Origin of the sequence: Alteribacillus iranensis (assembly GCF_900113025.1) — a bacterium.
GTDB lineage: Bacteria > Bacillota > Bacilli > Bacillales > Marinococcaceae > Alteribacillus_A > Alteribacillus_A iranensis.
This window is the reverse complement of record NZ_FONT01000001.1, coordinates 349,877-363,147: the sequence shown is the minus strand read 5'-3', so window position 1 is coordinate 363,147 and position 13,271 is coordinate 349,877. Positions and strand designations below refer to the sequence as shown.

General features: G+C 43.0%; 14 protein-coding genes. All 14 read right to left on the bottom strand.

The genetic code is table 11. The annotated features are described in order from the left end of the window. Positions 1-8: 8 nt before the first annotated feature. The 14 genes from trpA to mtrB all read right to left on the bottom strand — a co-directional run bounded on the left by trpA (position 9) and on the right by mtrB (position 13,258). Positions 9-815, bottom strand: coding sequence for a tryptophan synthase subunit alpha (trpA, locus tag BM095_RS01905; RefSeq protein ID WP_091656635.1), 807 nt, complete (start codon positions 813-815; stop codon positions 9-11). Further along, complete coding sequence (trpB, locus tag BM095_RS01900; RefSeq protein ID WP_091656632.1) at positions 812-2,011, bottom strand: tryptophan synthase subunit beta; 1,200 nt, start codon at positions 2,009-2,011, stop codon at positions 812-814. Before trpB ends, trpA begins: the two co-directional genes overlap by 4 nt. Next, positions 2,004-2,648: a phosphoribosylanthranilate isomerase gene (locus BM095_RS01895; RefSeq protein WP_091656629.1), complete on the bottom strand. Its 645-nt coding sequence runs from the start codon at positions 2,646-2,648 to the stop codon at positions 2,004-2,006. The genes trpB and BM095_RS01895 overlap by 8 nt, the downstream gene beginning before the upstream one ends. Continuing rightward, positions 2,629-3,402, bottom strand: a complete 774-nt coding sequence (gene trpC / locus BM095_RS01890) for an indole-3-glycerol phosphate synthase TrpC (RefSeq protein WP_091656626.1) — start codon at positions 3,400-3,402, stop codon at positions 2,629-2,631. The genes BM095_RS01895 and trpC overlap by 20 nt, the downstream gene beginning before the upstream one ends. After that, on the bottom strand, positions 3,395-4,420 hold the full coding sequence (trpD, locus tag BM095_RS01885; protein WP_091656624.1) for an anthranilate phosphoribosyltransferase: 1,026 nt from the start codon (positions 4,418-4,420) through the stop codon (positions 3,395-3,397). Before trpD ends, trpC begins: the two co-directional genes overlap by 8 nt. After that, complete coding sequence (gene trpE / locus BM095_RS01880; RefSeq protein ID WP_091656621.1) at positions 4,389-5,930, bottom strand: anthranilate synthase component I; 1,542 nt, start codon at positions 5,928-5,930, stop codon at positions 4,389-4,391. Before trpE ends, trpD begins: the two co-directional genes overlap by 32 nt. 232 nt (positions 5,931-6,162) lie before the next feature. Continuing rightward, positions 6,163-6,537, bottom strand: coding sequence for a chorismate mutase (aroH, locus tag BM095_RS01875; RefSeq protein WP_091656618.1), 375 nt, complete (start codon positions 6,535-6,537; stop codon positions 6,163-6,165). Next, positions 6,534-7,625, bottom strand: a complete 1,092-nt coding sequence (gene aroB, locus BM095_RS01870) for a 3-dehydroquinate synthase (protein WP_091656615.1) — start codon at positions 7,623-7,625, stop codon at positions 6,534-6,536. The genes aroH and aroB overlap by 4 nt, the downstream gene beginning before the upstream one ends. 1 nt (position 7,626) lies before the next feature. Further along, on the bottom strand, positions 7,627-8,799 hold the full coding sequence (gene aroC, locus BM095_RS01865; RefSeq protein WP_091656612.1) for a chorismate synthase: 1,173 nt from the start codon (positions 8,797-8,799) through the stop codon (positions 7,627-7,629). A 716-nt stretch (positions 8,800-9,515) separates the two neighbouring features. Next, positions 9,516-9,959 carry a nucleoside-diphosphate kinase gene (ndk, locus tag BM095_RS01860; protein ID WP_091656609.1) on the bottom strand — a complete coding sequence of 148 codons (444 nt, stop codon included), beginning with the start codon at positions 9,957-9,959 and terminating at the stop codon, positions 9,516-9,518. A 95-nt stretch (positions 9,960-10,054) separates the two neighbouring features. Then, positions 10,055-11,026 carry a heptaprenyl diphosphate synthase component II gene (gene hepT, locus BM095_RS01855; RefSeq protein WP_091657830.1) on the bottom strand — a complete coding sequence of 324 codons (972 nt, stop codon included), beginning with the start codon at positions 11,024-11,026 and terminating at the stop codon, positions 10,055-10,057. Between the two features lie 143 nt (positions 11,027-11,169). Beyond that, positions 11,170-11,871: a demethylmenaquinone methyltransferase gene (locus tag BM095_RS01850; protein WP_091656607.1), complete on the bottom strand. Its 702-nt coding sequence runs from the start codon at positions 11,869-11,871 to the stop codon at positions 11,170-11,172. 23 nt (positions 11,872-11,894) lie between these two features. Continuing rightward, positions 11,895-12,701 carry a heptaprenyl diphosphate synthase component 1 gene (locus BM095_RS01845; protein ID WP_091656604.1) on the bottom strand — a complete coding sequence of 269 codons (807 nt, stop codon included), beginning with the start codon at positions 12,699-12,701 and terminating at the stop codon, positions 11,895-11,897. A 338-nt stretch (positions 12,702-13,039) separates the two neighbouring features. Next, positions 13,040-13,258, bottom strand: a complete 219-nt coding sequence (mtrB, locus tag BM095_RS01840; protein ID WP_091656602.1) for a trp RNA-binding attenuation protein MtrB — start codon at positions 13,256-13,258, stop codon at positions 13,040-13,042. Between the last annotated feature and the right edge of the window lie 13 nt (positions 13,259-13,271).

Sequence of the window (13,271 nt, the reverse complement as noted above, 5' to 3'; positions counted from 1 at the left end):
TTTCCATGTTACGATGAAATGAGAGAAGACACAAACCCTTTTATTTGATCTAACGCATTTTGACGTGTGCTGCTATTAGCCAAATCATCTACATGAGCTTGAACTTGTTTCATAATTGCACTTCCTACAATCACGCCGTCACTTACATCTTTTAAACTTTCCACGTGCTCTCTTCTAGATATGCCAAATCCGACAGCAACAGGGACATGACTATGTTGTTTCACTTGATTTACAAAAGAATATACTTCTGGAGAAAAAGTATCTCTCGTCCCTGTGACGCCAACACTGGAGACGCAGTACAAAAATCCTTCTGCTTCTTTGGCGATCGTTTCGACACGCGTTGCCGATGTGGGAGCGACAAGAGAGATATTCGCCAACCCTCGTTCTTTTGCAGCTGCGCTTATATTTCTGCTCTCTTCATACGGGAGATCAGGAATTAAAATCCCATCCGCCCCAGCCTCTTTAGTAGCATGTAGAAATGTTTCTTCTTCCATTTGCAAAACAGGGTTATAATACGTGAATATAATAACAGGAATGGTTAAACCTCTTTGTCTCATAACCGGTACGAGGTCTATTGCTTTCTTTAAGTTCATTCCCCCAAGAAGAGCACGCTTTGCAGATTCCTGAAGTACTGGCCCATCAGCTAGCGGGTCAGAGTACGGTATGCCAAGTTCAAGAATATGAGCACCCGCATCTTCGAGTGACAAAGCCAGCTCAATCGTCGCTTCTTCATTAGGATCTCCGGCCATTATAAATGGAATAAACAAAGGGTATGTTGCAGATGAAGCTGCTTCCAATACGCGATTTTTACTCATTCGTGAGACTCCTTTTCCATAGCTGCTTTTATAGAATTTACATCTTTGTCTCCGCGGCCTGATAAACACACAACTAATATCTCATCAGAAGTCATTTGTTTCGCTTTTTCAAATGCCAAGTGGAGAGCATGGGCCGATTCGATAGCCGGAAGTATTCCTTCTGCCTTAGACAACAGAGTGAGTGCTTCCAATGCTTCTGCATCTGTCACTCCTTCATAACTAACACGTCCACTTTCGGCTAAGTGCGCATGTTCCGGTCCGATTCCAGGATAATCCAAGCCTGCAGAGATAGAATACGGTTCAATAATTTGACCATGCTCGTCTTGAATTAAATAAGTAAGAGAACCATGAATGACACCTTTTGTTCCTTTTGTGATCGTCGCCGCATGTTTTTCCGTCGAAAGCCCTTTACCTGCGGCTTCTGCGCCAAACAGCTTGACGTCATCTTCAAGAAAAGGATAGAACATCCCGATTGCATTACTACCGCCGCCGACACAAGCGGTAATTACATCCGGTAAAGATGATTCTATTTCCCTTAATTGCTCTTTTGTTTCATCACCGATAATTCGCTGGAAATCTCGAACCATGCGTGGATATGGGTGAGGGCCGACTACAGAACCGATTAAGTAAAACGTATCTTCAACGTTCGCCACCCAATAACGTATCGCTTCATTTGTGGCGTCTTTCAATGTTCTGCTTCCTGACGTAGCAGGTATGACTTCCGCTCCTAACAGTTCCATTCGAAAGACATTCAGTTCCTGACGGCGCATATCTTCTTCGCCCATGAAGACTTTGCATTCAAGACCGAGACGTGCGCAAACTGTTGCTGTTGCGACACCATGCTGGCCGGCACCCGTTTCGGCTACAATTTTCTTTTTTCCCATTCTTTGTGCAAGCAAGGCTTGTCCGACTGCATTGTTTAGTTTATGAGCGCCTGTATGAAGAAGATCTTCTCTTTTTAAGTATATTTTCGCACCGCCTAATTGCTCTGAAAGTCTGCTGGCATATGTCAACGGCGTGGGGCGACCTGCATATTCCATTAAAGTATGTTTGTACTCATTAATAAAACTGTCGTCGGCTAAAGCATCTTCTAACGATAATTCTAATTCATCAATAGCATACATCAGTGTTTCCGGAACGAATTTACCGCCAAATGAACCAAACCGTCCGTTTTCATCAGGATAAAAATTAGACATTTTTCATTAGCTCCTCTTCTAAATCTCTCAGTCGTTGTTTGTCTTTCCGTCCATCTTTTTCAGCTCCGCTCGAGAGATCGACTCCCCACGGCTCGTAAACGAGAAGTTTCTTTATATTCGTTGGGTTGATTCCGCCAGCAATAAGTACAGGGATGCCTGATTCCTTTCCAAATGTCACGTAGTCAGGAACATGCGACCAGTCGAACTGCTGTCCTGTTCCTCCCCAGGCCCCTTTTACTTTTGCATCAATCACAAAACCATCAACAATAGATGCATAATCTTTCATCTTTTCAAGAGTATAATCATTGTGGGGTAATGCTTTCCAGACATCTTCCGCCATGGCGTCTTTTATTTGCTGCACTTGTTCAGGAGATTCCGCTCCATGAAGCTGGATAATATCCGGGCGTAACACAGACGATGTCTGCTTTATTTCCTGCGGGCTGGCATTAACAAAAAGAGCTGCCACCTTCTTACCAGGCAGCTCGTGCCTTTCAAGCCAGGAAGCAGCATCTTCAGGTTTGACTTGTCTTTTACTTTCCGCAAAAACAAAACCGACGTAGTCAGCTTGTGAACTGCTTGCTGTTATAACATCTTGCTCTGACTGCAATCCACAGAGTTTAAAGCGTGGACGATTCATGACTTTCTTCACCCTTCAGCAATCGCACAGCCTGTTCTACATTTTCTTGCCGCATTAACGACTCTCCTACTAGTACTGCATTTGCTCCTTGTTTTTGAACATACTGAATATCCTGGTAAGAATAAATGCCGCTTTCACTGACAAACACACTGCCGGAAGGAATGTGTTTCTTTAGCTGTTCTGTCGTTTGGAGAGTCGTATGGAATGTGCGAAGGTCGCGATTGTTTACTCCAATTATATCAGGTTTAAACGCATGAAGCACACGTTCAAGTTCTTCTTCTGAATGAAATTCCACCAACACTTCCAACCCTTTTTCATAAGCCTCTTCGTAAAGCTCGTGTAGTTGATTCGTTTCTAAGGCGGCAGCGATTAATAATATAGCGTCAGCACCGATACGGACACTTTCTTCAACTTGCACCGAATCAATGATGAAGTCTTTTCTCAATACAGGAAGACCTACCTCCTGCTTCACCGAAGTTAAATAGTCTTTGCTGCCTTGAAAATACTCTACATCTGTCAACACAGACAAAGCAGCAGCACCGCCTCTTTCGTAAGATTTAGCAATCGTTACAGGATCAAAATCAGAACGAATTAACCCTTTCGATGGAGAGGCTTTTTTCACTTCGGCAATTACCTGTACTTCGTTCTCTTTCACTAACGCATCTCTTAACGAATACGTTGTAGTCGAAACTTGTTCAGGTAGTTTTATATTGTTAATTTCTGAGATTTTTGTTTGGAGTATTTTATCAAGCATGCTGTCTTTCCACCTTTGCTTTCTTTAAATCTGAGAGCTGTTGAAAAGGAATTCCTTTTTCTATAGCCGATTTCGCTTTATGAACACCTTCTTGAAGAGAAGAAACAGCATTGGCTACGTATAATCCCGCCGCCATATTTAACACGAGGATATCTTTTGCTGCGCCATCCCTCTTTCCAGCAAACATTTCTTCTATTAAGTTTGCACTTTCCGTAGACGTCTCCACTTGGACGTCGCGTAATGGAGCTCTTTCCAGCCCGAAATCTTCTGGCATAATCGTATATTGTTGGATTTCTCCATCTGTTAGTTCTGTAACATACGTCTTGCCGGATATCGTGATTTCATCTAAGCCATCTTCCCCAGTTACGAACATAGCTCTTTCAGTGCCGAGCCGCTGTAACGTTTGAGCCATTTTTAAACCGTAGTCTTTGTTAAACACACCAACGAGTTGTGCGTTAGCGTTTGCCGGGTTCGTTAATGGGCCGAGAATGTTAAAAATTGTTCGGAACCCAATTTCTTTACGTGGAGACACAGCATGCTTCATCGCCACATGGTAGAGCGGCGCATATAAAAACGCCATGTTCGTATCTTCTAAAGACAAAGCTGCATCTTCAGGGTTGGTTTGCACCGGGAGTCCTAGTTGTTCCAGTACATCCGCACTTCCGCTTTTCGAAGAAACCGAACGATTTCCATGCTTAGCTACTTTCACACCGAGAGAAGACAAACCAATCGCTGATGCTGTGGATATGTTATAGGTTGAACTTAAATCTCCACCTGTGCCGCACGTATCCACGACGAAATCTTCGCGATGGGGAATACTCACCGCATGCTCCCGCATTGAACGTGTAAAGCCGGTCATTTCATCTACGGTCTCTCCTCTGAACCGAAGAACAGTTAGCAGGCTTGCAATTTGGCTTTGCGTAGCATTTCCTCCCATGATCTCATCCATCACTTGTTTTGCTTCTTCTTCCGTTAGCGTTTTCCCTTCAATACACTCGTTCAACAGCTCTTTTATCATCTCTGCTCTCCTCCTCTAAGCTACCAAACATATTCTCAGCCGCTTCTATTGCTTTTAACAATGCAGCTGCTTTGTTTTGGGTCTCTTCATACTCTTTCTCCGGTACCGAGTCTGCTACAATTCCAGCTCCCGCCTGCACGCGGGCTTTATTTCCTTTCACAATCATCGTACGAATCGCAATGCATGAATCAATATTTCCGTCAAACCCAAGGTAACACACAGCCCCCGCATATATACCGCGCGGCTCTGGCTCTAGCTCTTTCAAGATTTCCATTGCCCGAAACTTAGGAGCCCCCGAAACAGTCCCTGCCGGAAATGAGGCTTGTAATGCTTCAATCGGTTGGATGCCTTTTGCCAGCCTGCCTGTAACCTTAGATATAATATGAATCACATGTGAAAACTTACCGATCTCTAATAATACAGGGGTTTCTACTGATCCATATTCTGCGGCCCGCCCCACGTCATTTCGTGCTAAGTCTACTAACATGTAATGTTCAGCAATTTCTTTTTCATCGTTTAATAAGTCAGCGCTTAATTCGTCATCTTCCTCTGCTGTCTCTCCGCGCTTTCTCGTTCCTGCAATTGGATGAATTTCCAAATGTTTATCCTGTACTTGGATTAAGCGTTCAGGTGAACTTCCTACCACTTCCGTATCCCCTAACTTTAAGTAAAACATATACGGGGAAGGATTAATCATACGGAGAGCTCTATAAATATCAAACGCGTCTACCGTAATCTCTTTTTCAAAACGCTGCGATAAAACAGCTTGGAAAACATCTCCTGCTTTAATGTACTCTTTAATTTTTTCTACGTCATTAATAAATTTATCTTTCGGATAATTTGAAGCAACTTTTTCATAATCATAGCCATGTGACAAAACCATCGGTGGTATAAAAGCTGAATCGGAATGTTTCGTTTTAGCCAATTGATTCATCAATCGGGCAACATGAATCTGTGCATGATCGTACCGAATGGAAGCGTCTGCCTCCCGATTCGATTCATAATAAATAAAAGTAAGTTCCTTTGTTTCATGGTCTAATGCAATCAAGGTTTGGCAAAACATCAAATGAACGCTTTCTTCTTTTGTAGATGCTCCGTCCTCTTTCAGTCCTGTCTCGAAATCTTCTACACTATCGTAAGGAATAACTCCAACTGCCCCGCCTTTAAAAGGAATGCTTACTTCTGGAGGCGCTGGGTGCAGATGGCGAATGGCCTTATCAAAGCTGATGGCAAGATCTTCACTTTCTATCAAGACCGTTCCGTCTTTATCTTGAAACTGGTATAAACCGTCTGTATCTGTAATCTGGTACTGTGGAGACAGCCCCAAAAAAGAATAGCGGGACCACGGCGATGCTTCATCTTTACTTTCTAAAAGAAACACTGCTTCCTCTTTAAAACATTGATACATCTCTATCGGCGTGATCGTATCCGTAAAAAAACGCCTCACGTAAGGGACCATATTGTAATGGGAAGATTGATATTGAAAGGATGCAAATGATGTCTCGGACATAGGCTCACCTCTTATCGAGAGAGCAGGGGGAAAGAGAGAGGTTTATTCGTTCAAACATTCAAAACTAAGCGTATATAATATATTAAAGCCTGAAACGACCAGTTTCAGGCTCAACGGACAAATGTAATGAAACTCCGCTCAGCTATTCTCTGCTCTCCTCAACTCACTGCGCTCTGCTCTATTTTCTCATTTTATTACTTCACTCAACTAATCTACTTTCATAGTACATCGTCTACTTCTTATTTGTCAATCCTAAATCAGGACGAAGGCGCACCGCTTCATTTAAATACACATGCTGAACGTCTTTTTGTGATTTATCCAGCTCCGCACTCAACATGATACGTACACACAGGGGTAAACTTCCCGGCACCGGGATTTCCTGAGCGCACATAACAGGAACAAACTGCCAGCCAGCAATTAAACGCGCTGCTTTTGCTGGAAATGCTGACTGAATGTCTGACGTCACGGTAAACCAAATATGCGACACTTTTTCTGGATCCAAATCATTGGCCGAAATCATTTCATCAAGCAATTCTTTCGTCGCCTGAACAACTTCTTCCTCTTGATCCTTCTTGATCGTTGTTGCTCCACGTACACCCCGAATCATATAACCCCTCCTTCTTTCGTTTCCTCCAATATATGAGCTAACGTGCGTTCATCTACCGTTTCTAAAAAAGGACTACCCGGCTTTTCTAACAGGACAAATGTGATGTTCCCTTTACTAGCCTTCTTGTCATTTTTCATTACCTCAATTAATTGATGAGAGGAATATTGCGAGGGGGCTTCAATTGGGTAGCCAAGCGCTTTTAGCCATTCTGCTTCTTGGGTTACGTCCCACTTTGAATAACCTAATCTATTGCTAACTTTCATAGCAAATATCATTCCAGCCGCCACTGCTTCCCCATGTGTCATGCCCCCGTACCCTGATTCTTTTTCGACTGCATGACCAAGAGTATGACCGAAATTAAGAAACGCTCTAACACCGCTTTCTTTTTCATCTTCCTTCACAATCTCTGCCTTAATCGCAATAGATCGTTTCAAAAAACGGAGAAGTTGGCTATCTTTTATATCCTCCAACGAATGAACATTTTCTTTCAGCCATGTTAGGAATTCAGGATCTTTGATATAAGCATGTTTGATCATTTCTGCAAAACCTGACCGCCACTCTTTATCAGGAAGAGTGTGTAAGGTCTCCGTGTCATATAAAACAGCTGCCGGCTGATGAAACGCGCCGATCAGGTTCTTGCCGAGCTCGTGATTAATACCTGTTTTCCCTCCGACACTGCTATCTTGTGCCAAAAGAGTGGTCGGCATCTGAATAAAAGGGATGCCTCTCATATACGTAGCGGCAGCAAAACCTGCTAAATCGCCAATCACTCCGCCACCTAAAGCTATAATTATTGATTGACGGTCCAAGCCTTCTTGAATACATGCTGTCATTACTTTATGATACACATCCATTGATTTGGATGTTTCTCCAGACGGCACTTTACATACCCCGGCTGAAAGGGCGTTAGACACACTTCTTACGACGTCATCGGCATAGAGTTCTGCTACTGTTTCATCTGTGATGATCAATACTTTGCTTCTCTCTTTCAATATATCGTATAAGAGAGATGAGCATTGGTGTCTTATTCCTTCTCCAATAAAAACAGGGTACGATGTATGATCTGTCGTCACCACCAGCTCTTCCATATTAAAACTCACGCGCCCAGCGGTTATGTTCTTCCAAATTCTTTGCTATCGCCTCTACCCGATCTGCCCCAAACGTTTCGAGTAATGCGGAAGCGACCTCAAAAGCGATGACATTTTCCATGACGACAGAAGCCGCTGGTACGGCACAGCTGTCGGAGCGTTCAATACTTGCAGCAAACGGTTCTTTCGTTTCGATATCTACACTTTGTAAAGGTTTATAAAGCGTCGGAATTGGTTTCATCACACCTTGCACAACGATGGGCATTCCATTTGTCATTCCGCCCTCAAATCCGCCAAGATTATTTGTTTTACGGGCGTATCCTGATTCCTTATCCCACGTAATTTCATCGTGTACTTGACTGCCCGGCATGCTCGCCGCATCAAATCCTATTCCGATTTCTACTCCTTTAAATGCATTGATACTGACGACAGAACGAGCTATTCTAGCGTCTAATTTCCGGTCGTATTGAACGTGACTGCCAAGTCCAATCGGCACGCCGGTGATTACCGTCTGCACAACACCGCCGATTGAATCTCCTTCTTTTTTCGCGTCGTCAATAGCTTTCATCATCTGTTCTGCTGCTTCCTCATCCAAACAACGTACTGGAGAGTTTTCGGAACGCTCTTGTAAATCATGAATATCGTTGTAAGTTACATTGTCAGCTTTTATGCCGCCAATTTCTAAAACCTGACCGCCTACTTCAATCCCGAATGTTTTGAGGACTTTTTTTGCAACGGCGCCAGCACATACTCTTGCTGTCGTTTCTCGGGCGGAAGAACGCTCTAATACGTTTCTCATATCACGATGCCCGTATTTTATCGCTCCGTTTAAATCAGCATGTCCAGGACGCGGTCGGCTTATTTTCCGTTTCACTTCTTTTTCTTCCTCTTCAGAAAGTGGCTCTGCTCCCATGATTTTCGTCCAATGTTTAAAATCATCGTTTTCCACTACAAGGGCGACAGGAGCTCCCGTAGTTTTTCCGTGACGAACACCACTAACAATTTGAACTTGGTCTTTTTCAATTTGCATTCTGCGGCCGCGGCCATACCCGCCTTGACGACGCTTCAATTCCTTATTTATATCTTCTTTCACCAATTCCATATTGGCAGGAAGGCCTTCAATAATCGTTGTTTGCTGAGGGCCATGTGACTCGCCTGCTGTTAAATACCTCATCATTTCCACTCCTCTGTTTCTATATCTTCATCTCTTTAACGCTTTTATGCATTAAATGATAACATACTTACACGGCTTTTGGGATAATAAAAAGAAAAGCGCAAGGCGCCCGCCTATCGGCGACAAGCGCTGGAGATCCGCCGAGGAGGCTTGCCGCCACAGTGCGGGTTGAAGCGACCTCGAGCCGATGGCGCCTGAAGCTAGACATCACTCCATGAATGCTTTCTTATTATTTTTGGTTCAAAAACAAATGTTGGGGTGAATAGAATTTAATTCTACCATTTCTTAAATAAGCTTGATGGCGAACAGGTGAGACGCCTGCGGGACGTCGGCTAAACACGGCCACGTCCTGTGGCCAACGCCGACACTAGCACGTCGTGTGCGTCGAAGCAACAGCTGAAAATCCCGCAGGCAGCGGTGCGCTGCCGAGGAAGTTGAAGCGTTGCCCGCGGCAAGCGAGCCTGTAGAGTCAGCCAACCCGTAGAGCAAAATGTTTAATAACCCCAGCAAATTTTACAGAACCTAATTTGTAAAAAAAGAAATGCCCTCTTTTTCCGCAGGACGAGATACGAGCTCCTTTGGGCGCCGCCCTTTAGGGACTCGCCTGGCTCGCTATTCCCGCAGGAGTGTCAGGCATTTCTTTATCATCATATTTATTTTTCTTGATCAGTTGATATCTGATGTTTGAAGGGTATCACGGTTAATAGTCCCGCAACCTACACCCACTCAGAAATTGTTTTTTTGTATTCTACTAAATCACCTTCGTTAAAGAAAAGGCCAATTTCACGCTCCGCACTTTCTGGAGAATCCGAACCATGAATGACGTTCATGCCAACTTGGACTGCATAGTCTCCACGAATTGTTCCCGGGTCAGCATCTGCAGGATTCGTTGCTCCCATCATTTTTCTTGCTGTGCTAATGACACCTTCACCTTCCCAAACCATAGCAAATACTGGTCCGGATGTAATGAAAGAAACGAGCTCACCAAAAAACGGCTTATCACTATGCTCTCCATAGTGCTCTTCCGCTAATTCTTTAGGAATTGTCATTAATTTACCAGCGCAGAGGGTAAATCCTTTTTGTTCGAAACGTTGGACAATTTCTCCGACAAGATTTCTTTGTACGCCGTCTGGCTTTACCATGATAAAAGTCTTTTCCATGTTTTCATCCCTCTTTCTTTATTATGTATGACACTATTTTTCCACCTACATGTAAACCTTCACGATTATACCAAAATAGGATAACGTTAGCAATATCAGTAGTTTCGGCCGCCAATATATTTTGCAATTTGGTGCAATGACTTCTTTGCCGGGATATCAGGAAGCATCTCTAATGCATCATATGCCTTTTGCAAATACCTCTTGCTTAACGAATGAGCATACTCAATCCCGCCTGATGACTTCACCCGGTCCAGAACGCTTGTAATATCTTGTTGCTCCCGTTCATTCGTCGATAAGAATTGATGGATTTCATGCTTCAGTGATTCATCTTCACACATAGCATACAAAACAGGAAGCGTAACATTTCCTTGCAGCAGATCACCGCCTGCCGGCTTTCCCAACTCTTCTTCTGTGCCGGTGAAGTCTAAAATGTCATCAATAATTTGATAAGACATGCCAACATTATAGCCGTAACGAAAGAGTCTTAATTGGTCTTGTCGCGAAGCATCGGCTGCAAGGGCACCAAGTTGACAGCTAATCGCTATTAAAGACGCTGTTTTCCGTTTAATCCTTCTTAAATACGTCTTTAAATGCTGATCCCAGTTATATTGGTCTCTGATTTGTTCGATCTCACCCACACAAATCTCTGCCATTGATTTGGACAATACGGTATGTATATCTTTGTCTTTGAAAAAGGAAGCCTGTTCGACCGCCTTGGCAAAAATATAATCCCCCGTAAACATAGCTGTACGGTTATCCCATTTTGCTTTAATCGTTTTCTTTCCTCTTCTCAATTCCGCGTCATCAATGACATCGTCGTGAACGAGAGAAGCCATATGTATTAGCTCTAAAGCTGCAGCAATGTGTTTCAGTCTATCAATATTATAATCGCCAAATTTCCCACTTAGCATAACAAAGATGGGGCGGATTCGTTTACCTCCTGCTTGCAACAGGTGAAGGGAAGCTTCTTTTAAAATAGGGTGATCTGCCTTTACAGACCTTTCAATTTCTTTTTCAATTTTTATCATATCTGTCTTCATGAGCATATAAACATCCGCCAACTTCATGATATCCACCTTCGAAATAATAATCGCATCTCTGCCGTCTTCATCCATCGGCTGTTTTTCTTCATCCATTGTATCATTTCTACCCTGTCCCCATTTGACTGCCTATGTCCATTTCTTTTTTCCGCCCTTCCTTTAAAAGGGTGCTATTTAAGCGCGAAATGACTCGCTGCAGCACCAAGTGAATATGGTTTCACACGTACTTTACGAAAACCGGCTTCCACGAACATAAAGGAAAGTAAATTTTTATTTGGAAACTGCATCGTTGATTGCTGAAGCCAGGAATACTCCTTATAACTTCCAGCCAAATATTTACCAAGTAATGGCATGACCCTCCCAAAATAGAAAGAGTACAATGTTTTGAATGATTTTCGCTCCGGTTGCGATGTCTCTAAACATACGGCCATCCCACCCGGCTTTAATACACGATACATCTCTTTCAAAACAGTGGCATAGTCAGGAACATTTCGGAGTCCAAAACCAATCGTCACATAGTCAAAAGATTCATTATCGAATGGAAGCTCCATCGCATTTCCTTCGATGAGCTCTACATCCGTCAACCCTTCTTGAAGTACTTTTTCTTTTCCTACCTTCAACATATTACGACTGAAGTCCAACCCTTTGACTACACCATTAGGTCCAGCTGCTTTCGCTAACTGAATAGTCCAGTCCGCTGTTCCACAGCATACGTCTAATGCCTTTGAACCGGGCGCAACATCCATGACTTTCATTGTGTGATTCCGCCAATTCTGATGAAGCTGGAAGCTGATCACTGAATTCATGTAGTCATACTTGTCATAAATGTTTTCAAATACATCATGAACCATTTCTTCCTTTTTCTTCTCCACCGCCCGTTTCCCCCTTTATTGTATTACTTCGTCCATAATCTATTATCTTCCAATGACCACTTCATCACACGGGGATAGAGCGCGGTACTTTTCATATAGGAAGATGACAGCTGAGTAGTTAATGTTTGCCGCAGTTCCATTATCTTTCTGTCCAAAAAGTTAGCAACATTTTCAGGAGGCCAGTTTTTTACGTCGTCTGCCTGCTCACCTTCTGTACATGTATATATCGCTGTGTGAATAGTCGATAACGCTGCATCCGTTGTCTCGTGTCGTACATTTACAAGCTTTTTTAAAAGAAAGAACGTTTCCGCTAATGTGCCCAGATGTGATTCGTTATAAAAGTCTGCAATGTTACGTAACAACGTGCCTTCTTCGGAGTATAAACGTTCCATTAATTCTCTCTCAGAGTCGCCTTCATAAAAATGGAGAGCCATTTTAGCTTCATTAATCTTTTGAATCGAATGACTGAATACAGGCAGGATCTCTACATGCCCATTATCTACCAGCATGGAATAATATAAGCTGCTAAAAAAATCACCCGCTAGTACTGTTAGTTGTCGAGGTTTTCTTTCACCCGTTTCAAGCATATCGTTGCATACTCTCTCATGAGTAAAAAAAGCAGCATTAATAAAAAGCGCCGCCAAAATTTGTTCTCGTCTTTCTTTTCCTGTGACCTGGTGAGAATGAATTATTTCCAGAAGAAATAAAATAACGTCGTAGTCGATACGGGGCTTTTCTATATATACATCCAAGTATGGGTGGGCCGTCTTCTCAGCAAAAATCTCCTCTATCACTTTCAACTCATCTGTATGATGTTTTACATTTATCATGTTTGACGTCCCCCATTACCTTTAAGCTCCTTATGTAGTGTAATCACGTGTAGAAATTTGACGATGTTATTATAGCATAGAAAACCAAACTGCAATACCACTTCGAACACGGAAATGGTTCATTGACATGAGAAGGGCTGACAATGAACAGCCACCCCTTTTACCAATGCCTTTATCGTTTAGGAGAAAAAAGATCTCTCTTCCACTTTGTACAGGACGTAACATAACCATAAAAAGGGATGACAAAGCAAATCATTCCTGCTATCCCAACCCGTCGGTTTCTTCTGAAAACAACGTGTTTCCGTCAATCCATCACTTCAAGTTTACATGTGGTCGTTTCAATCCTCTGTTCGTATTTCCCCGTGACCAGTCTGGATTGTAGCCTTTCCTCTCACTTTCACGGCAGAGGTATGTTCCGTAAACTGAGCAATCATGACTTCTCCTTTATCCAGCTTCTCTGAATGATGGAACCTGGTGTTTGTGCCACGTGTTAAACCAATGACGTTAACCCCGTCTTCTTCCGCACGTATAATAAAAAAATCATCTTTCTGACTCACAGAAATCACCTTC

Excerpts from the sequence above, each read along its gene's own strand:
- trpA (WP_091656635.1), bottom strand. The coding sequence starts at position 815 with ATGAGTAAAAATCGCGTATTGGAAGCAGCTTCATCTGCAACATACCCT.
- trpB (WP_091656632.1), bottom strand. The coding sequence starts at position 2,011 with ATGTCTAATTTTTATCCTGATGAAAACGGACGGTTTGGTTCATTTGGC.
- BM095_RS01895 (WP_091656629.1), bottom strand. The coding sequence starts at position 2,648 with ATGAATCGTCCACGCTTTAAACTCTGTGGATTGCAGTCAGAGCAAGAT.
- trpC (WP_091656626.1), bottom strand. The coding sequence starts at position 3,402 with ATGCTTGATAAAATACTCCAAACAAAAATCTCAGAAATTAACAATATA.
- trpD (WP_091656624.1), bottom strand. The coding sequence starts at position 4,420 with ATGATAAAAGAGCTGTTGAACGAGTGTATTGAAGGGAAAACGCTAACG.
- trpE (WP_091656621.1), bottom strand. The coding sequence starts at position 5,930 with ATGTCCGAGACATCATTTGCATCCTTTCAATATCAATCTTCCCATTAC.
- aroH (WP_091656618.1), bottom strand. The coding sequence starts at position 6,537 with ATGATTCGGGGTGTACGTGGAGCAACAACGATCAAGAAGGATCAAGAG.
- aroB (WP_091656615.1), bottom strand. The coding sequence starts at position 7,625 with ATGGAAGAGCTGGTGGTGACGACAGATCATACATCGTACCCTGTTTTT.
- aroC (WP_091656612.1), bottom strand. The coding sequence starts at position 8,799 with ATGAGGTATTTAACAGCAGGCGAGTCACATGGCCCTCAGCAAACAACG.
- ndk (WP_091656609.1), bottom strand. The coding sequence starts at position 9,959 with ATGGAAAAGACTTTTATCATGGTAAAGCCAGACGGCGTACAAAGAAAT.
- hepT (WP_091657830.1), bottom strand. The coding sequence starts at position 11,026 with ATGAAGTTGGCGGATGTTTATATGCTCATGAAGACAGATATGATAAAA.
- BM095_RS01845 (WP_091656604.1), bottom strand. The coding sequence starts at position 12,701 with ATGATAAATGTAAAACATCATACAGATGAGTTGAAAGTGATAGAGGAG.